The following is a 17855-nucleotide window of genomic DNA, read 5'->3' as shown; positions in this document are numbered from 1 at the left end:
TCGCGAAACGAGCGAAGGCGACCCAAGGGTCGCCTTCGTGCTTTCTGGCGTGCTTAAACCTTTGCGGTGACGACCATCTTTTTCGCGTGCGCCAAAGACTCTTTGGTCAGATCGATGCCGCCAAGCATGCGTGCGACTTCTTCTATGCGGTCATTCTTGCTCAGCTTCGAAACGGCCGTATGAGTCGCCTGCTCGCCGCGTACTTTATGCACGAACAGATGCTGATGCCCCTGAGCCGCGACTTGCGGCAAGTGCGTGACCGTCAGTACCTGTCCGCGATCTCCGAGGCGGCGCAACAGTTGACCGACGATTTCAGCCGTTGGACCGCCAATCCCCACGTCCACTTCGTCGAATACCAATGTCGGTACGCGAGAGGTCTGGGCGGTAATCACCTGGATGGCCAGGCTGATCCGTGACAATTCACCGCCGGACGCCACTTTGGCCAAGGCCTTCAAGGGTTGGCCCGGGTTGGCGCTGACCAGCAGCTCGACTTGTTCCAGACCATTGGGTTGCAGCTCACTGCTGTTGTTGGCGCGCAATTCGATGGTGAAGCGCCCGCCGGGCATGCCCAGACGTTGAATCTCCTGCTCCACCGCGCTTGCCAGACTGCCGGCTGCCTGATGACGCAGCTCGCTCAGCTCCCGGGCCTTTTCCTGATAATGGCGGGCATAGGATGCGAGTTCCTCGGCGAGGCGTTCGATGGATTCATCGTTGGCGTCCAGCGCTTCGATCTCGTCGAGCAGCTTCTGCTGCATCTCCGCCACTTCAGTTGGCTGAATGCGGTGTTTGCGTGCCAGCGTGTAGATGGAGTCCAGACGTTCTTCCAGATATTGCAGGCGCGCCGGGTCGGCATCGAAGTTGTCGAGAAAGCGATTGAGTTCGCCGACGGCTTCTTCGACCTGGATCTGCGCACTGGTCAGCAGGCTGCTCGCTTCACCCAGCGCGCCGACCGAGTTGTTCACGCTCGACAGTCTATTGAGGCTGGCCGTCAGGGCATTCAAAACGTTGCCGGAATCGCTTTCGCTGCATTGCTCGACCACTTGTCGGCAGATGCCGAGCAGGGTTTCGGCGTTGGTCAGGTTCTTGTGTTCCTGCTCCAGTTCTTCCAGCTCGTTTTCTCCGAGGCCGAGGTTTTCCAGTTCTTCGAGCTGGTAGCTGAGCAACTGATGGCGCGCGCGCTGTTCGTCGCCGGAGTTGGAAAGGCGCTCCAGCTCCTGGCGAGTCTGGCGCCAGCGCTGGGCTGCCAGATGTACCTGGCGCGCCAGATCGGTCGCCCCGGCGTACTCGTCGAGCAGGCGCCGGTGGGTATCGGTCTTGAGCAGGGATTGGTGTTCGTGCTGGCTGTGGATGTCGATCAGCAGCTCGCCGAGCGCCTTGAGATCGCCGAGCGGGCAGGGGGTGCCATTTATATAGCCGCGTGAGCGACCTTCGGAAGTGATGACCCGACGCAGGATGCACGGACCGTCGGTTTCCAGGTCGCGTTCCGCCAGCCAGGTACTGGCCTCGGGAATATCGGCCAGATCGAAGGTCGCCAGGATATCGGCCTTGTCGGCGCCCGGTCGCACCACGCCGCTGTCGGCGCGATCACCGAGCGTCAGGCCCAGGGCGTCGAGCATGATCGATTTGCCGGCGCCGGTTTCCCCGGTAATCACGCTCATGCCGCGATCGAGCTCGAGATCGAGATGTTCAACGATGGCGTAGTTGTGTACGGACAGGTGCACCAGCATAAAGGCCGCTCCCAAACTTTAGGTCTGGTTATTTATACAGTGTTTTGTTTCGAGCTGACAATGCCCTCGCTCGGCTCAATGGGGATGATCCGATCAAATGCTTGTCGCACGCAGGAATGCCAATGCAGCACTTTTTTGTAGGGTTAATCGTTGTCAGCCCTTGAAGCCTGATTTTGCGGCCCCATATACCGGGGCAGAAGCGCGAATCGAACTCGCGGACGATATTGAAAGGAGAATTCCATGGCTGACGAACAGACAGTAGATACGCAAAACCCAGAAGCCAATCAGGCGCCCGAGACTTCGGGTGATGACCTGGCGACCCGTGTACAAGTGCTCGAAGAGCAATTGGCCGCCGCGCAGGATCAATCGCTGCGCGTAGCTGCCGATCTGCAGAACGTCCGCCGCCGTGCCGAGCAGGATGTCGAAAAGGCGCACAAGTTTGCGCTGGAAAAATTCGCCGGCGACCTGCTGCCGATCGTCGACAGCCTGGAGCGCGGCCTCGAGCTGTCGAGCCCGGATGACGAAAGCATCCGTCCGATGCGCGAAGGCATCGAGCTGACCCTGAAAATGTTTCACGACACCCTCACGCGCTACCAGCTTGTCGCTGTAAGCCCGCAGGAAGGCGAACCGTTCAACGCCGTGGAGCACCAGGCAATGGCCATGCAGGAAAGTGATGTCCTGGAGCCGAACAGCATTCTGAAGGTGTTCCAGAAGGGCTACCAGCTCAACGGTCGCCTGCTGCGTCCGGCGATGGTTGTGGTCAGCAAGGCGCCGGCGCCAGTTTCGCCTTCGATTGACGAGAAGGCTTGAAATTAGCCGCAAGGCCCCCATTTACAAGTCAAGCGTTTAAGTATTACCGCAGTCAGCCACCACTGCTGCGGCAAAAAAATCCAAAGTTTCGGGAGAGTGAACATGGGCAAAATTATCGGTATCGACCTGGGGACTACCAACTCCTGCGTCTCCGTGCTGGAAAACGGCAAAGCCAAAGTTATTGAAAACGCTGAAGGCGCGCGTACTACGCCGTCGATCATCGCTTATGCCAACGATGGCGAAATCCTGGTCGGTCAGTCGGCCAAGCGTCAGGCTGTGACCAACCCGCACAACACACTGTTCGCAGTGAAGCGCCTGATTGGCCGCCGCTTCGACGAAGAAGTTGTACAGAAAGACATCAAGCTGGTGCCTTACAAGATCGTCAAGGCCAACAACGGTGACGCCTGGGTCGAGGCTTCCGGCAAGCAGATGGCTCCGCCGCAAATCAGCGCCGAAGTCCTGAAAAAGATGAAGAAGACCGCCGAAGACTACCTCGGCGAAGCAGTGACCGAAGCGGTGATCACCGTTCCGGCCTACTTCAACGACAGTCAGCGTCAGGCGACTAAAGATGCTGGTCGCATCGCCGGTCTGGACGTAAAACGTATCATCAACGAACCAACCGCAGCCGCTCTGGCTTATGGCATGGACAAGGCCAAGGGCGATCACACCGTGATCGTTTACGACCTGGGTGGTGGTACTTTCGACGTTTCCGTGATCGAAATCGCTGAAGTTGACGGCGAGCACCAGTTCGAAGTGCTGGCCACCAACGGTGACACCTTCCTGGGTGGTGAAGACTTCGACATGCGCCTGATCGACTACCTCGTCGACGAGTTCAAGAAAGAGTCCGGCATGGACCTGAAGAACGATCCTCTGGCCTTGCAGCGTCTGAAAGAAGCCGCTGAGAAAGCCAAGATCGAGCTGTCTTCTTCGCAATCGACCGACGTCAACCTGCCGTACATCACAGCAGACGCGACTGGTCCTAAGCACCTGAACGTGAAGATCTCTCGTGCCAAGCTCGAGTCGCTGGTCGAAGATCTGGTGAACCGTACCATCGAGCCATGCCGTATTGCTCTGAAGGACGCCGGTATCGACGTCAGCAAAATTAACGACGTGATTCTGGTTGGTGGTCAGACTCGTATGCCTCTGGTGCAGAAGGCAGTTACCGATTTCTTCGGTAAAGAAGCACGTAAAGACGTGAACCCGGACGAAGCTGTTGCCATGGGTGCTGCGATCCAGGGCGCCGTTCTGGCCGGTGACGTGAAAGACGTTCTGCTGCTTGACGTCAGCCCGCTGACCCTGGGTATCGAAACCATGGGTGGCGTGATGACCGCGCTGATCGAGAAAAACACCACGATTCCTACCAAGAAATCGCAAGTGTTCTCGACCGCCGACGACAACCAGGGCGCCGTGACCATTCACGTCCTGCAAGGCGAGCGCAAGCAAGCCGCACAGAACAAGTCCCTGGGCAAGTTCGATCTGGCCGACATTCCACCAGCTCCACGTGGCGTTCCGCAGATCGAAGTGACCTTCGACATCGACGCCAACGGCATCCTGCACGTAGGTGCGAAGGACAAGGCGACCGGCAAAGAGCAGAAGATCACCATCAAGGCCAACTCTGGTCTGTCGGATGAAGAAATCCAGAAAATGGTGCGCGACGCCGAGCTGAACGCCGAGGAAGACCGCAAGTTCGAAGAGCTGGCCGCTGCCCGTAACCAGGGTGACGCACTGGTTCACTCGACTCGCAAGATGATCGCTGACGCTGGCGACAAAGTGACTGCAGAAGAGAAGACTGCAATCGAAGCGGCTGTGGTTGCCCTGGAAGCCGCCGTCAAAGGCGACGACAAGGCTGCCATCGACGCCAAGGTTGAAGAGCTGTCGAAAGTCTCTGCGCCGGTTGCCCAGAAGATGTACGCCGAACAGGCTCAGCCTGCTGAAGGCGCGGCACCGCAAGGCGAATCGGCTGAGAAGGCTGACGATGTTGTCGATGCCGAGTTCGAAGAAGTCAAAGACCACAAGTAAGTTGTTGGTCGCCCGGTTGACTGCCTTGCGGCGGTGACTGGTAGGATGTCGCCGCGCGGGAGCTTGCTCCCGCGTTGGCGTATCTGGAATACGCGAATTTTTACAGCATGCGACAAGCTTCGTGTGTTGGCGGTATGGCCGGGAATGCTCCTGCTTTTCGCGCCGTAAATACCGCATGAACCAAAGACCAGGATCGTTGAATTGACGTGAGTTGGGTCCGGGCCTGTATTGGGGCTCAACGAGTTTGGCGAAGCTCAGGAGGGGTTTGCCGAACGTCCTCAAGAGTATGAAGAACTTATGGCTAAGCGTGACTATTACGAAGTGTTGGGTGTTGAGCGCGGCTCAAGCGAAGCAGACCTGAAAAAGGCCTATCGCCGTCTGGCGATGAAGCACCACCCGGACCGTAATCCCGGTGACAAGGCGTCGGAAGATCTGTTCAAGGAGGCCAACGAAGCCTACGAAGTGCTGTCCGATTCCAGCAAGCGTGCAGCGTACGATCAGTACGGTCATGCCGGCGTCGACCCGAGCATGGGTGGCGGCGGTGCAGGCTTCGGCGGTCAGAACTTCTCCGACATCTTCGGTGATGTCTTCAGTGACTTCTTCGGTGGCGGTCGCGGCGGCTCCCGTGGCGGCGCTCAGCGCGGCAGCGATTTGCGTTACACCCTGGAGCTGAACCTGGAAGAAGCGGTACGCGGTACGACCGTGAATATCCGCGTTCCGACGCTGGTCAATTGCAAACCATGCGACGGTTCGGGCGCCAAGAAAGGCTCGTCGCCATCGACTTGCCCGACTTGCGGCGGCATCGGTCAGGTGCGTATGCAGCAAGGCTTCTTCTCGGTGCAGCAGACCTGCCCGCGCTGCCATGGCCAGGGCAAGATCATTTCCGATCCGTGCGATTCCTGCCACGGCGACGGTCGCGTCGAAGAGTACAAAACCCTCTCTGTCAAAGTGCCGGCCGGTGTCGACACCGGTGACCGCATTCGTCTGTCCGGCGAAGGCGAGGCGGGCACTCAGGGTGGTCCGACCGGGGACCTGTACGTGGTGATCAACGTCCGCGAACACGACATCTTCCAGCGTGACGGCAAGCACCTCTTCTGCGAAGTGCCGATCAGCTTTGTCGACGCGGCCCTAGGTGGCGAGCTGGAAATTCCGACCCTCGATGGTCGCGTCAAACTGAAGATTCCGGAAGGGACTCAGACCGGCAAGCAGTTCCGCGTACGCGGCAAGGGCGTTGCGCCGGTGCGTGGCGGTGGTGCGGGCGACCTGATGTGCCGTGTGGCCGTCGAGACGCCGGTCAACCTGAACCGCCGTCAGCGTGAATTGCTGGAAGAGTTCCGCAGCTCCCTGGCGGACGACAACAGCCATTCCCCGAAAACTACCGGTTGGTTCGACGGTGTAAAACGCTTCTTCGGCGATCTGTAAGGAGTCGGCATGCGACGTATAGCTGTGATGGGCGCTGCCGGGCGCATGGGCAAGATTCTGGTCGAGGCGGTGCAGCAGCGCGCGCCGCTGACCGGTTTGACGGCTGCGATTGTCCGTCCTGGCAGTACGCTGATCGGCGTGGATGCCGGTGAGCTGGCTTCGCTCGGTCGAATCGGCGTGCCGTTGTCCGGCAATCTGGAATCGGTGGCGGAAGAGTTCGATGTGTTGATCGACTTCACCCTGCCGGAAGTCATGCTGAAAAACCTGGCCTTCTGCCGCAAGGCCGGCAAGGCGATGGTGATCGGCACGACTGGTCTGGATGCTGCGCAGAAGCAGTTGCTGGCCGAGGCGGGCAAGGATATTCCGATCGTGTTCGCCGCCAACTTCAGTGTCGGCGTCAACCTGTCGCTGAAGCTGCTCGACATGGCGGCACGGGTGTTGGCGGAAGATGCGGACATCGAAATCATCGAAGCTCATCACCGCCACAAGATCGATGCGCCGTCGGGTACGGCCCTGCGCATGGGTGAAGTGATCGCCAATGCGCTGGATCGTGATCTGCAGAAAGTCGCGGTCTATGGTCGTGAAGGTCACACCGGTGCCCGTGAGCGTGAAACCATCGGTTTCGCCACTGTTCGCGGTGGTGATGTGGTGGGTGATCACACGGTGCTGTTTGCTTGCGAAGGTGAGCGCCTGGAGATCACACACAAGGCTTCGAGCCGCATGACGTTTGCCAAGGGCGCGGTGCGTGCGGCGTTGTGGCTGGATGCTCGCGAGCCTGGTTTGTACGACATGCAGGACGTGCTCGACCTGCATTGAGATGTTCTGAATCCGGCGCAAACGCCCTGTTTGTGCCGGTTTCAATCCGCTGAGCGACGCCCTGTCGCATTCTCCGGCCTTTCAGGCTCATTGGCGGTAGACCAAAAATCCCTTTTTCTGTAAGCTACAGCTTTAGTGTGTCCACTAAAAGCGCGCAGAATAATTCAGTGAAGAAGCGGGGTGACGTGTCCATACGTCACTCCGCTTTTTTACAACCTGCGATTGCCCTTTCATGCGTTATTTACGGGAGGTCTTCTTGACTAAGCCAGCCATACTCGCCCTTGCTGATGGCAGCATTTTTCGCGGCGAAGCCATTGGAGCCGACGGTCAGACCGTTGGTGAGGTGGTGTTCAACACCGCAATGACCGGCTATCAGGAAATCCTTACCGATCCTTCCTACGCCCAACAGATCGTTACCCTGACTTACCCGCACATCGGCAACACCGGCACGACGCCGGAAGACGCCGAGTCCGACCGCGTCTGGTCCGCTGGTCTGGTCATCCGTGACCTGCCGCTGGTAGCGAGCAACTGGCGTAACACGATGTCCCTGTCCGATTACCTGAAAGCCAACAATGTTGTGGCAATCGCCGGTATCGACACCCGCCGCCTGACCCGCATCCTGCGTGAAAAAGGCGCACAGAACGGCTGCATCATGGCCGGCGACAACATCTCCGAAGAGGCGGCCATCGCCGCTGCGCAAGGCTTCCCGGGCCTGAAGGGCATGGATCTGGCGAAAGTCGTCAGCACCAAGACCCAATACGAATGGCGCTCCACTGTCTGGGATCTGAAAACCGACAGCCACGCGACCATCGAAGCCTCCGAGCTGCCATACCACGTGGTTGCCTACGACTACGGCGTCAAGGTCAACATCCTGCGCATGCTGGTCGAGCGCGGTTGCCGCGTGACCGTGGTTCCGGCGCAAACCCCGGCTGCCGACGTGCTGGCTCTGAAGCCGGACGGCGTGTTCCTGTCCAACGGCCCTGGTGACCCGGAGCCTTGCGACTACGCAATCAAGGCCATCAAGGAAGTGCTGGAAACCGAAATTCCGGTCTTCGGCATCTGCCTCGGTCACCAACTGCTGGCTCTGGCCTCCGGCGCCAAGACCCTGAAAATGGGCCACGGCCACCACGGTGCCAACCACCCGGTTCAGGATCTGGACACTGGCGTCGTGATGATCACCAGCCAGAACCACGGTTTCGCGGTTGACGAAGCGACCCTGCCAGCCAACGTCCGCGCGATCCATAAATCGCTGTTCGACGGCACCCTGCAAGGCATCGAGCGTACCGACAAGAGCGCGTTCAGCTTCCAGGGTCACCCTGAAGCGAGCCCGGGCCCGAACGATGTGGCCCCCCTGTTTGACCGCTTCATCAACGAGATGGCCAAGCGACGCTAAGCGCTCGCCTTGAGACTGTAGCGAGAAGCCCCTCGAGGGCGGCCCCGGAACCGGCGGCCCCCTCGGGACTTCAGAAATCGATCAAGACGGCTTGCCGACTGACCTGCGGATTTGAGTGACAAACCCATGCCAAAACGTACAGACATTAAAAGCATCCTGATTCTCGGCGCTGGCCCGATCGTTATCGGCCAGGCCTGCGAATTCGACTACTCCGGCGCCCAGGCTTGCAAAGCCCTGCGCGAAGAGGGTTACCGCGTCATCCTGGTGAACTCCAACCCGGCCACCATCATGACCGACCCGGACATGGCCGACGCCACCTACATCGAGCCGATCAAGTGGCAGACCGTTGCCAAGATCATCGAAAAAGAGCGTCCGGATGCCGTGCTGCCAACCATGGGCGGCCAGACTGCTCTGAACTGCGCCCTGGACCTGGAGCGCGAAGGCGTTCTGGAGAAGTTCGGCGTAGAGATGATCGGTGCCAACGCCGACACCATCGACAAGGCTGAAGACCGTTCGCGTTTCGACAAGGCGATGAAGGCCATCGGCCTGGAATGCCCGCGTTCCGGTATCGCCCACAGCATGGAAGAAGCCAACGCGGTGCTCGAGCGCCTGGGCTTCCCGTGCATCATCCGTCCGTCCTTCACCATGGGCGGCACCGGTGGCGGTATCGCTTACAACCGTGAAGAGTTCGAAGAAATCTGCGCCCGTGGTCTGGACCTGTCGCCAACCAAGGAACTGCTGATCGACGAATCGCTGATCGGCTGGAAAGAATATGAAATGGAAGTTGTCCGCGACAAAAAGGACAACTGCATCATCGTCTGCTCGATCGAAAACTTCGACCCGATGGGCGTGCACACCGGTGACTCGATCACTGTTGCCCCGGCTCAGACCCTGACCGACAAGGAATACCAGATCCTGCGTAACGCCTCGCTGGCGGTACTGCGCGAGATCGGCGTCGAGACCGGTGGTTCCAACGTTCAGTTCGGTATCTGCCCGGACACCGGCCGCATGGTCGTGATCGAGATGAACCCGCGTGTATCCCGCTCGTCGGCTCTGGCCTCGAAAGCCACCGGTTTCCCGATCGCCAAGATCGCGGCCAAGCTGGCCGTCGGTTACACCCTCGACGAACTGCAGAACGACATCACCGGCGGCCGTACCCCGGCGTCCTTCGAGCCGTCCATCGACTATGTCGTGACCAAGCTGCCGCGCTTCGCGTTCGAGAAGTTCGCCAACGCTGACGCGCGCCTGACCACTCAGATGAAGTCGGTCGGTGAAGTCATGGCCATCGGCCGTACCTTCCAGGAATCCCTGCAGAAAGCCCTGCGCGGTCTGGAAGTGGGTGTTTGCGGTCTGGACGAGAAAGTCGACCTGAGCAACCCGGAAAGCATGAGTGTGCTCAAGCGCGAACTGACCGTGCCGGGCGCCGAGCGTATCTGGTACGTGGCGGACGCCTTCCGCGCCGGCATGACCGTCGAAGAAATCTTCGGCATGAACATGATCGATCCGTGGTTCCTGGTGCAGATCGAAGATCTGATCAAGGACGAAGAGAAGGTCAAGACCCTCGGTCTGTCCGCTATCGACCGCGATCTGATGTACAAGCTCAAGCGCAAGGGTTTCTCCGACCAGCGTCTGGCCAAGCTGCTGGGCGTCACCGAGAAGAACCTGCGTACTCACCGCCACAAGCTGGAAGTGTTCCCGGTTTACAAGCGCGTCGACACCTGCGCGGCCGAGTTCGCCACCGACACCGCCTACCTGTACTCGACCTACGAGGAAGAGTGCGAAGCCGCGCCGTCCGGTCGTGACAAGATCATCATCCTCGGCGGTGGCCCGAACCGTATCGGTCAGGGCATCGAGTTCGACTACTGCTGCGTACACGCGGCACTGGCGCTGCGCGATGACGGTTACGAGACCATCATGGTCAACTGCAACCCCGAAACCGTTTCCACTGACTACGACACTTCCGATCGTCTGTACTTCGAACCAGTGACCCTGGAAGACGTGCTGGAAATCTGCCGCGTCGAGAAGCCGAAAGGCGTGATTGTCCAGTACGGCGGCCAGACGCCTCTGAAGCTGGCTCGTGCTCTGGAAGCGGCCGGCGTGCCGATCATCGGCACCAGCCCTGACGCCATCGACCGTGCCGAAGACCGTGAGCGCTTCCAGCAAATGGTTGAGCGCCTGAACCTGCGTCAGCCGCCAAATGCCACCGTGCGCAGCGAAGACGAAGCCGTTCGCGCTGCCGCGAAGATCGGTTACCCGCTGGTGGTGCGTCCGTCCTACGTACTGGGCGGCCGGGCGATGGAAATCGTCTACAAGGAAGAAGAACTCAAGCGTTACCTGCGTGACGCGGTTCAAGTGTCGAACGACAGCCCGGTGCTGCTCGACCACTTCCTCAACTGCGCCATCGAGATGGACGTGGATGCGGTCTGCGACGGCAAGGACGTGGTGATCGGCGCGATCATGCAGCACATCGAACAGGCGGGCGTTCACTCCGGTGACTCCGCGTGCTCGCTGCCGCCGTACTCGCTGCCGGCGCACATCCAGGACGAGATGCGCGAACAGGTCAAGAAAATGGCCCTGGAGCTGGGCGTGGTCGGCCTGATGAACGTTCAGTTGGCGCTGCAAGGCGAGGACATCTACGTCATCGAAGTCAACCCGCGTGCTTCCCGTACCGTACCGTTCGTGTCGAAGTGCATCGGTATTTCCCTGGCAATGGTCGCGGCTCGCGTGATGGCCGGTAAAACCCTGAAGGAAATCGGCTTCACCAAGGAAATCATCCCGAACTTCTACAGCGTGAAAGAGGCGGTATTCCCGTTCGCCAAGTTCCCTGGCGTTGACCCGATCCTCGGCCCAGAGATGAAGTCCACCGGTGAAGTGATGGGCGTCGGCGACACCTTCGGCGAAGCCTTTGCCAAAGCCCAGATGGGCGCCAGCGAAGTGCTGCCGACCGGCGGTACCGCATTCATCAGCGTGCGCGACGATGACAAGCCACTGGTTGCAGGCGTGGCCCGTGATCTGATCAACTTGGGCTTCGAAGTCGTCGCCACTGCCGGCACTGCCAAGCTGATCGAAGCCGCAGGTCTGAAAGTGCGTCGCGTGAACAAGGTGACCGAGGGTCGTCCGCACGTGGTCGACATGATCAAGAATGACGAAGTCACCCTGATCATCAACACCACCGAAGGTCGTCAGTCGATCGCCGATTCCTATTCCATTCGCCGTAACGCCTTGCAGCACAAGATTTACTGCACAACCACCATTGCTGCTGGCGAAGCTATCTGCGAAGCGCTGAAGTTCGGTCCCGAGAAGACCGTACGCCGCTTGCAGGATCTACACGCAGGATTGAAGGCATGAATAAATACCCAATGACCGTCCAGGGCTCCAAGGCCCTGGAAGAAGAGCATGCTCACCTGACCAAGGTCGTTCGTCCGAAGCTCAGCCAGGACATCGGTACGGCCCGCGAGTTGGGTGATTTGAAAGAAAACGCTGAATACCATGCTGCGCGCGAACAGCAAGGCATGGTCGAGGCGCGGATCCGTGACATCGAAGGTCGCCTGCAGAACGCGGTGATCATTGACGTGACGACCATTCCGCACACCGGCAAAGTGATTTTCGGCACTACCGTCGAAATCGCCAACGTCGAGACTGATGAAAGCGTGACTTACCAGATCGTGGGTGAGGATGAGGCGGACATCAAACTCGGCAAGATTTCGGTCGGCTCGCCGATCGCTCGCGCCTTGATTGCCAAGGAAGAGGGCGATACGGTCGTCGTGAAAACGCCAGGTGGCGATATCGAGTACGAGATTGTCAAAGTCCTTCACATCTGAGGGTGGGCGCCCGCTGCATGCGGGCGCGATGCTCTGGCAACTGGCCCAGATGTTGTGGGTCGGTGGCCTGTGGTTGGTACATCTCGGTCTGCGGCCGGTGCTGGGTCAAATTGGCCTGGCTCCGCTGCTGATCGATGAGGTTGCAAGTACGTTTGAAGTGGCGGTGGTGGGTTTTGCCGTCGCGTGCGTGATATTTCAGGCTTTGGTGCTGATACAGACCGAGGGCCTTGCCAGTCTATGGCGGGATTTTCGCGGGCAGGTGTTGCTGATGGCGTTGTATGCGTGTGCGATGTTTGTCGCAGTGCGTGTCGGCTGGCCAGATGCGCAGCGCTGGCAGGTGTTCAGCTTTCTAGTATTGGGTTTTTCCGGATTGGTGCTGGTATTGCAGCCGGTGCCGGGATGGAGTGGCAGGGTGCGCGAAGCACACCCTTGACCCTTGCCATCACTTGAAGCGATGGACGTTCGACAGCTGCTTGTTGACGCTGAAGTTCTTGCGGTAAATCAGTGCCATCTTGCCGATGACTTGAACCAGATCGGCCTTGCCGGTCTTGCACAGCTCTGCAACGGACGCCAGGCGCGCCTCGCGATCGAGGATGTTGAGCTTGATCTTGATCAGCTCGTGATCTGCCAATGCGCGTTCGAGTTCGGCTAAAACACCCTCAGTCAAACCGTTGTCAGCCACAGTCAGAACTGGTTTCAGGTGGTGGCCAATGGATTTGTACTGTTTCTTCTGCTCTGGAGTGAGCGGCATAATCTGACCCTTTCGTCTGGATTCTGTAAAATGGCGGCCATTTTACCCGAGGGCTCGTGGATCCGCCCAATTAATCACGACCCTAATCAACGAGGTGCCCAATGGCGCGTTCCAAGACAAGCCTTGGTTGGCTGAAAAGACATGTCAATGATCCCTATGTGAAGCAAGCGCAGAAGGATGGCTACCGCTCGCGTGCGAGTTACAAGCTTCTGGAGATCCAGGAGAAATACAAACTGATCCGTCCGGGCATGAACGTCGTCGACCTCGGCGCGACGCCTGGCGGCTGGTCGCAGGTCACCAGCCGCCTGATCGGTGGTCAGGGGCGACTGATCGCCTCGGACATCCTGGAAATGGACAGCATTCCGGACGTGACTTTCATCCAGGGTGACTTCACCGAGGATGCAGTGCTCGCTCAGATCCTTGAGGCTGTGGGTAATTCGCAGGTGGACCTTGTGATTTCCGATATGGCCCCCAATATGAGTGGTACGCCTGAAGTGGATATGCCAAAAGCCATGTTTCTTTGCGAGCTGGCGCTTGATCTGGCGGAACGGATCCTCAAGCCGGGTGGCAATTTCGTGATCAAGATTTTTCAGGGCGAAGGGTTCGATGTTTACCTGAAGGATGCTCGCAAGAAGTTCGACAAGATCCAGATGATCAAGCCGGACTCCTCTCGTGGCAGCTCTCGCGAGCAGTACATGCTGGCTTGGGGCTACCGCGGTCGTAGCGAGTAAAACGAGGTTTTTTGGCGGGGTGATAGGTTTTTCGTATTTCGCCCCGCGCGCATAAGCGAATATTGTGTAGAAAGTGTTTCACAAAGGGTTACAGACGGCGCCTGCCAGAGCTGTAGGTAATGTAGTAAGTTAGGCCGGTGAATATCATGCGAAGCGCGCGCCAGTAGCGGAGCTTGCTTCAGAGGGTAGTTAATTGAACGATATGGCAAAGAATCTGATCCTGTGGTTGATCATCGCGGCAGTCCTGGTGACGGTGATGAACAACTTCTCCAGCCCTAACGAGCCGCAGACCCTCAACTATTCCGACTTCATCCAGCAGGTCAAGGATGGCAAGGTCGAGCGCGTGGCCGTCGACGGCTACGTGATTACCGGCAAGCGCAACGACGGCGACAGCTTCAAGACCATTCGTCCGGCAATTCAGGACAATGGCCTGATCGGCGACCTGGTCGACAACCACGTCGTGGTCGAAGGCAAGCAGCCTGAGCAGCAAAGTATCTGGACCCAGCTTCTGGTGGCCAGCTTCCCGATCCTGGTGATCATCGCGGTGTTCATGTTCTTCATGCGCCAGATGCAGGGCGGCGCGGGCGGCAAGGGCGGGCCGATGAGCTTCGGCAAGAGCAAGGCGCGTCTGCTGTCCGAGGATCAGGTGAAAACCACTTTGGCTGACGTTGCCGGTTGCGACGAAGCCAAGGAAGAGGTTGGCGAGCTGGTCGAATTCCTCCGTGATCCGGGCAAGTTCCAGCGCCTGGGCGGCCGCATTCCTCGCGGCGTGCTGATGGTTGGTCCTCCGGGCACCGGTAAGACCTTGCTGGCCAAGGCGATTGCCGGCGAAGCCAAGGTCCCGTTCTTCACCATTTCCGGTTCTGACTTCGTCGAAATGTTCGTCGGTGTTGGTGCGAGCCGTGTTCGTGACATGTTCGAACAGGCCAAGAAGCACGCTCCATGCATTATCTTCATCGACGAGATTGACGCCGTTGGTCGCCATCGTGGCGCCGGTATGGGCGGCGGTCACGACGAGCGCGAACAGACTCTCAACCAGTTGCTGGTGGAGATGGACGGTTTCGAAATGAATGACGGCATCATCGTCATCGCCGCGACCAACCGTCCTGACGTGCTGGACCCTGCTTTGCTGCGTCCGGGTCGTTTCGACCGTCAGGTGGTGGTCGGCTTGCCGGACATCCGTGGTCGCGAGCAGATCCTCAAGGTTCACATGCGTAAAGTGCCGATGGGTGATGACGTTGCTCCGGCTGTTATCGCACGTGGTACTCCGGGTTTCTCCGGCGCCGACCTGGCAAACCTGGTCAACGAGGCTTCGCTGTTTGCTGCCCGTGCCGGCAAGCGCATCGTCGAAATGAAAGAATTCGAACTGGCCAAAGACAAGATCATGATGGGCGCCGAGCGCAAATCCATGGTCATGTCGGAGAAGGAAAAACAGAACACCGCTTATCACGAAGCAGGCCACGCCATTGTTGGTCGTGTCGTGCCCGAGCATGATCCGGTCTACAAGGTGTCGATCATTCCGCGCGGTCGTGCACTCGGTGTGACCATGTTCCTGCCGGAAGAAGATCGCTACAGCCTGTCCAAGCGTGCGCTGATCAGTCAGATCTGCTCGCTGTACGGCGGCCGTATTGCCGAAGAGATGACTTTGGGCTTTGACGGTGTAACCACGGGTGCCTCCAACGACATCATGCGTGCGAGTCAGATTGCGCGGAATATGGTGACCAAGTGGGGGCTGTCGGAAAAACTCGGTCCGTTGATGTACGCAGAAGAAGAGGGTGAAGTATTCCTCGGTCGCGGCGGTGGCGGTCAGAATGCCAGCTTCTCCGGTGAGACAGCCAAGCTGATCGACTCCGAAGTGCGCAGCATCATTGATCAGTGCTACGGCACGGCCAAGCAGATCCTCACGGACAACCGCGACAAGCTCGATGCCATGGCGGATGCGCTGATGAAGTACGAGACGATCGATGCCGAGCAGATCGACGACATCATGGCCGGTCGTACACCTCGCGAGCCTCGCGATTGGTCGGGTGGCACCGGTACTGGCACGCCACCTGTCATTCAGGGCGAGCGTCCGGAAACACCGATTGGCGGTCCGGCTGCCGACGTTTAAGGTTTGAAATGACTTCTGTACAGTCCCTGACCCGGTTGCCTTGCGGCAACCGGGTTCTTGATTTGGCCCGGACGCATGTCATGGGCATTCTCAATGTCACTCCTGATTCTTTTTCCGACGGTGGCCGATACAGCCAGCTCGACGCGGCCTTGCGTCATGCCGAAGCCATGGTTGCGGCGGGTGCAACGCTGATCGATGTGGGCGGCGAGTCGACCCGCCCGGGCGCGCGGGCGGTTTCTCCGTTGGAGGAGCTGGAGCGCGTAGCTCCCGTCGTCGAGCTTATAAATCGCGAACTGGATGTGGTCATATCGGTCGATACGTCCACTCCGGCGGTCATGCGCGAAACGGCGCGTTTGGGTGCTGGCTTGATCAACGACGTTCGTTCGCTACGGCGGGATGGCGCGCTTGATGCGGCGGCGGCCACGGGATTGCCCGTGTGCCTGATGCACATGCTCGGCGAGCCTGGCGACATGCAGGATGATCCGCGTTATCAGGATGTCACCCGGGAAGTGGGTGAGTTTCTTGCCGAACGCATGGCCCAGTGCGAGGAGGCAGGCATTCCGGCCGAGCGGATCATTCTTGATCCGGGCTTCGGCTTCGCCAAAACCCTGCAGCACAATCTAAGCTTGTTCAAGCATATGGAAGCCCTGCATGCGTTGGGGCGGCCGCTATTGGTGGGCGTTTCGCGCAAAAGCATGATCGGCCATGCATTGAATCGCCCTGTGGGTGAGCGTCTGTATGGCGGTTTGGCACTGGCTGCACTGGCATCGGTGAAAGGTGCGCGTATATTGCGCGTCCATGATGTGGCAGAAACGGTGGACGTGGTGCGAATGCTCGCAGCCGTGGAATCAGCCGAATAAGAATGATGGAGCACTTATGAGCAAGAAATATTTTGGTACCGACGGGATTCGTGGTCGCGTCGGGGAATACCCGATCACTCCGGACTTCATGCTCAAGCTCGGCTGGGCTGCCGGTATGGCCTTTCGCAAGATGGGGGCCTGCAAGGTACTGGTCGGCAAGGACACGCGAATTTCCGGCTACATGTTTGAATCGGCCCTTGAGGCTGGTCTGACATCTGCGGGCGCCGATGTAATGCTGCTCGGTCCGATGCCGACTCCGGCCATCGCCTACCTGTCGCGTACATTCCAGGCTGAGGCCGGAATCGTGATCAGTGCATCGCACAATCCGCATGACGATAACGGCATCAAGTTTTTCTCCGGCAAAGGCACCAAGCTGCCCGATGAGCTGGAACTGATGATCGAGGAATTGCTAGATACGCCAATGACTGTTGTAGAGTCGAGCAAGATTGGCAAGGTGTCGCGAATCAATGATGCGTCCGGTCGCTATATCGAGTTTTGCAAGAGCTCTGTGCCGACCGGCACCAGTTTTTCCGGACTGAAGATTGTCATCGACTGCGCGCACGGAGCTACCTACAAGGTCGCGCCGAGCGTATTCCGTGAGCTGGGTGCCGAAGTTGTGGTTCTGTCCGCGCAGCCCAATGGTCTGAATATCAACGACAACTGTGGCTCCACGCACATGGGGCAATTGCAGGCGGCGGTGTTGTCCGAGCATGCGGATCTGGGTATCGCCTTCGACGGTGATGGTGATCGGGTGCTGATGGTCGACCACACCGGGGCGATAGTCGATGGTGACGAGCTGATTTTCATCATCGCGCGCGATCTGCATGAGCGAGGCAAATTGCAGGGCGGTGTGGTCGGTACGCTGATGAGCAATCTGGGCCTGGAGTTGGCTCTGGCGGATCTGGGTATTCCTTTTGTGCGTGCAAATGTCGGCGACCGCTATGTGATTGCCGAGTTGCTGGAGCGCGATTGGCTGGTCGGGGGCGAGAACTCCGGACATGTCGTTTGCTTCAATCACACGACGACTGGCGATGCGATCATTGCGGCGTTGCAGGTGCTGATGGCGTTGAAAACACGCAACGAAGGTCTGGCGCAAACTCGTCAGGCCCTGCGTAAGTGTCCTCAAGTGCTGATCAACGTGCGCTTCGGCGGTGGCGACAGCCCGCTGGAGCACCCGGCTGTCAAGGAGGCGAGCGCACGCGTAACCCAGGCTATGGCGGGGCGCGGGCGTGTGCTTTTGCGCAAGTCCGGGACAGAGCCTCTGGTACGTGTGATGGTCGAAGGCGAGGACGAAATCCAGGTTCGTGGCTATGCCGAAGAACTGGCAAAACTGGTAACTGAAGTTTCTGCCTGATTCGGCTTGCCAGCCATGATTGTGTTGGGTAACATCTGCGC

14 protein-coding genes are annotated in these 17855 nt (G+C 58.9%); 12 read left to right on the top strand and 2 right to left on the bottom strand.

Features of this window, described 5'->3' with window-relative positions; genetic code table 11:
• Nucleotides 1-53: 53 nt before the first annotated feature.
• A complete protein-coding gene (gene recN / locus BMZ46_RS07940) occupies nt 54-1727 on the bottom strand; it encodes a DNA repair protein RecN (RefSeq protein ID WP_039769151.1) in 1674 nt (557 codons plus the stop codon).
• Nucleotides 1728-1967: 240 nt separating this feature from the next.
• Between recN and grpE the strand changes: the two genes are divergently transcribed.
• The 8 genes from grpE to BMZ46_RS07900 all read left to right on the top strand — a co-directional run bounded on the left by grpE (nt 1968) and on the right by BMZ46_RS07900 (nt 12441).
• The gene (gene grpE / locus BMZ46_RS07935; protein ID WP_039769154.1) at nt 1968-2537 is read left to right on the top strand and encodes a nucleotide exchange factor GrpE; all 570 of its coding nucleotides are present in this window, start codon (nt 1968-1970) and stop codon (nt 2535-2537) included.
• 102 nt (nt 2538-2639) lie between these two features.
• Nucleotides 2640-4556, top strand: a complete 1917-nt coding sequence (dnaK, locus tag BMZ46_RS07930; protein ID WP_074691912.1) for a molecular chaperone DnaK — start codon at nt 2640-2642, stop codon at nt 4554-4556.
• 297 nt (nt 4557-4853) lie between these two features.
• Nucleotides 4854-5978: a molecular chaperone DnaJ gene (gene dnaJ / locus BMZ46_RS07925; RefSeq protein WP_039769159.1), complete on the top strand. Its 1125-nt coding sequence runs from the start codon at nt 4854-4856 to the stop codon at nt 5976-5978.
• 9 nt (nt 5979-5987) lie between these two features.
• Nucleotides 5988-6794 (top strand): 4-hydroxy-tetrahydrodipicolinate reductase, encoded by an 807-nt coding sequence (gene dapB / locus BMZ46_RS07920; protein WP_007953764.1) that lies wholly within the window; start codon nt 5988-5990, stop codon nt 6792-6794.
• Nucleotides 6795-7050: 256 nt separating this feature from the next.
• On the top strand, nt 7051-8187 hold the full coding sequence (gene carA, locus BMZ46_RS07915) for a glutamine-hydrolyzing carbamoyl-phosphate synthase small subunit (RefSeq protein WP_064593337.1): 1137 nt from the start codon (nt 7051-7053) through the stop codon (nt 8185-8187).
• Between the two features lie 126 nt (nt 8188-8313).
• The gene (gene carB, locus BMZ46_RS07910; protein WP_039769162.1) at nt 8314-11535 is read left to right on the top strand and encodes a carbamoyl-phosphate synthase large subunit; all 3222 of its coding nucleotides are present in this window, start codon (nt 8314-8316) and stop codon (nt 11533-11535) included.
• Entirely contained in the window at nt 11532-12008 is a 477-nt protein-coding gene (greA, locus tag BMZ46_RS07905) for a transcription elongation factor GreA (protein ID WP_039769164.1), read from the top strand. The genes carB and greA overlap by 4 nt, the downstream gene beginning before the upstream one ends.
• A gap of 28 nt (nt 12009-12036) precedes the next feature.
• Nucleotides 12037-12441 carry a hypothetical protein gene (locus tag BMZ46_RS07900; protein WP_039769166.1) on the top strand — a complete coding sequence of 135 codons (405 nt, stop codon included), beginning with the start codon at nt 12037-12039 and terminating at the stop codon, nt 12439-12441.
• A 9-nt stretch (nt 12442-12450) separates the two neighbouring features.
• Here BMZ46_RS07900 and BMZ46_RS07895 read toward each other — a convergent pair whose 3' ends face one another.
• The gene (locus tag BMZ46_RS07895) at nt 12451-12759 is read right to left on the bottom strand and encodes a YhbY family RNA-binding protein (RefSeq protein ID WP_007953753.1); all 309 of its coding nucleotides are present in this window, start codon (nt 12757-12759) and stop codon (nt 12451-12453) included.
• Between the two features lie 101 nt (nt 12760-12860).
• Between BMZ46_RS07895 and rlmE the strand changes: the two genes are divergently transcribed.
• From rlmE to glmM, 4 genes are all read left to right on the top strand, one after another.
• Complete coding sequence (rlmE, locus tag BMZ46_RS07890; protein WP_074691910.1) at nt 12861-13490, top strand: 23S rRNA (uridine(2552)-2'-O)-methyltransferase RlmE; 630 nt, start codon at nt 12861-12863, stop codon at nt 13488-13490.
• A gap of 202 nt (nt 13491-13692) precedes the next feature.
• Nucleotides 13693-15600, top strand: a complete 1908-nt coding sequence (gene ftsH / locus BMZ46_RS07885; RefSeq protein WP_011332403.1) for an ATP-dependent zinc metalloprotease FtsH — start codon at nt 13693-13695, stop codon at nt 15598-15600.
• 8 nt (nt 15601-15608) lie between these two features.
• A complete protein-coding gene (gene folP, locus BMZ46_RS07880) occupies nt 15609-16460 on the top strand; it encodes a dihydropteroate synthase (RefSeq protein ID WP_074691907.1) in 852 nt (283 codons plus the stop codon).
• Nucleotides 16461-16476: 16 nt separating this feature from the next.
• Complete coding sequence (glmM, locus tag BMZ46_RS07875) at nt 16477-17814, top strand: phosphoglucosamine mutase (RefSeq protein ID WP_039769173.1); 1338 nt, start codon at nt 16477-16479, stop codon at nt 17812-17814.
• Nucleotides 17815-17855 lie beyond the last annotated feature (41 nt).

The organism is Pseudomonas sp. NFIX49, assembly GCF_900115915.1.
Lineage (GTDB): Bacteria > Pseudomonadota > Gammaproteobacteria > Pseudomonadales > Pseudomonadaceae > Aquipseudomonas > Aquipseudomonas pharyngis.
Note: the sequence above shows the minus strand (reverse complement) of the source record. Positions and strands in the feature narration are given on the sequence as shown.

What these genes read in the sequence shown, in the direction of transcription:
- recN (WP_039769151.1), bottom strand. Translation starts at nt 1,727, where the DNA reads ATGCTGGTGCACCTGTCCGTACACAACTACGCCATCGTTGAACATCTC.
- grpE (WP_039769154.1), top strand. Translation starts at nt 1,968, where the DNA reads ATGGCTGACGAACAGACAGTAGATACGCAAAACCCAGAAGCCAATCAG.
- dnaK (WP_074691912.1), top strand. Translation starts at nt 2,640, where the DNA reads ATGGGCAAAATTATCGGTATCGACCTGGGGACTACCAACTCCTGCGTC.
- dnaJ (WP_039769159.1), top strand. Translation starts at nt 4,854, where the DNA reads ATGGCTAAGCGTGACTATTACGAAGTGTTGGGTGTTGAGCGCGGCTCA.
- dapB (WP_007953764.1), top strand. Translation starts at nt 5,988, where the DNA reads ATGCGACGTATAGCTGTGATGGGCGCTGCCGGGCGCATGGGCAAGATT.
- carB (WP_039769162.1), top strand. Translation starts at nt 8,314, where the DNA reads ATGCCAAAACGTACAGACATTAAAAGCATCCTGATTCTCGGCGCTGGC.
- greA (WP_039769164.1), top strand. Translation starts at nt 11,532, where the DNA reads ATGAATAAATACCCAATGACCGTCCAGGGCTCCAAGGCCCTGGAAGAA.
- BMZ46_RS07900 (WP_039769166.1), top strand. Translation starts at nt 12,037, where the DNA reads ATGCTCTGGCAACTGGCCCAGATGTTGTGGGTCGGTGGCCTGTGGTTG.
- BMZ46_RS07895 (WP_007953753.1), bottom strand. Translation starts at nt 12,759, where the DNA reads ATGCCGCTCACTCCAGAGCAGAAGAAACAGTACAAATCCATTGGCCAC.
- rlmE (WP_074691910.1), top strand. Translation starts at nt 12,861, where the DNA reads ATGGCGCGTTCCAAGACAAGCCTTGGTTGGCTGAAAAGACATGTCAAT.
- ftsH (WP_011332403.1), top strand. Translation starts at nt 13,693, where the DNA reads ATGGCAAAGAATCTGATCCTGTGGTTGATCATCGCGGCAGTCCTGGTG.
- folP (WP_074691907.1), top strand. Translation starts at nt 15,609, where the DNA reads ATGACTTCTGTACAGTCCCTGACCCGGTTGCCTTGCGGCAACCGGGTT.
- glmM (WP_039769173.1), top strand. Translation starts at nt 16,477, where the DNA reads ATGAGCAAGAAATATTTTGGTACCGACGGGATTCGTGGTCGCGTCGGG.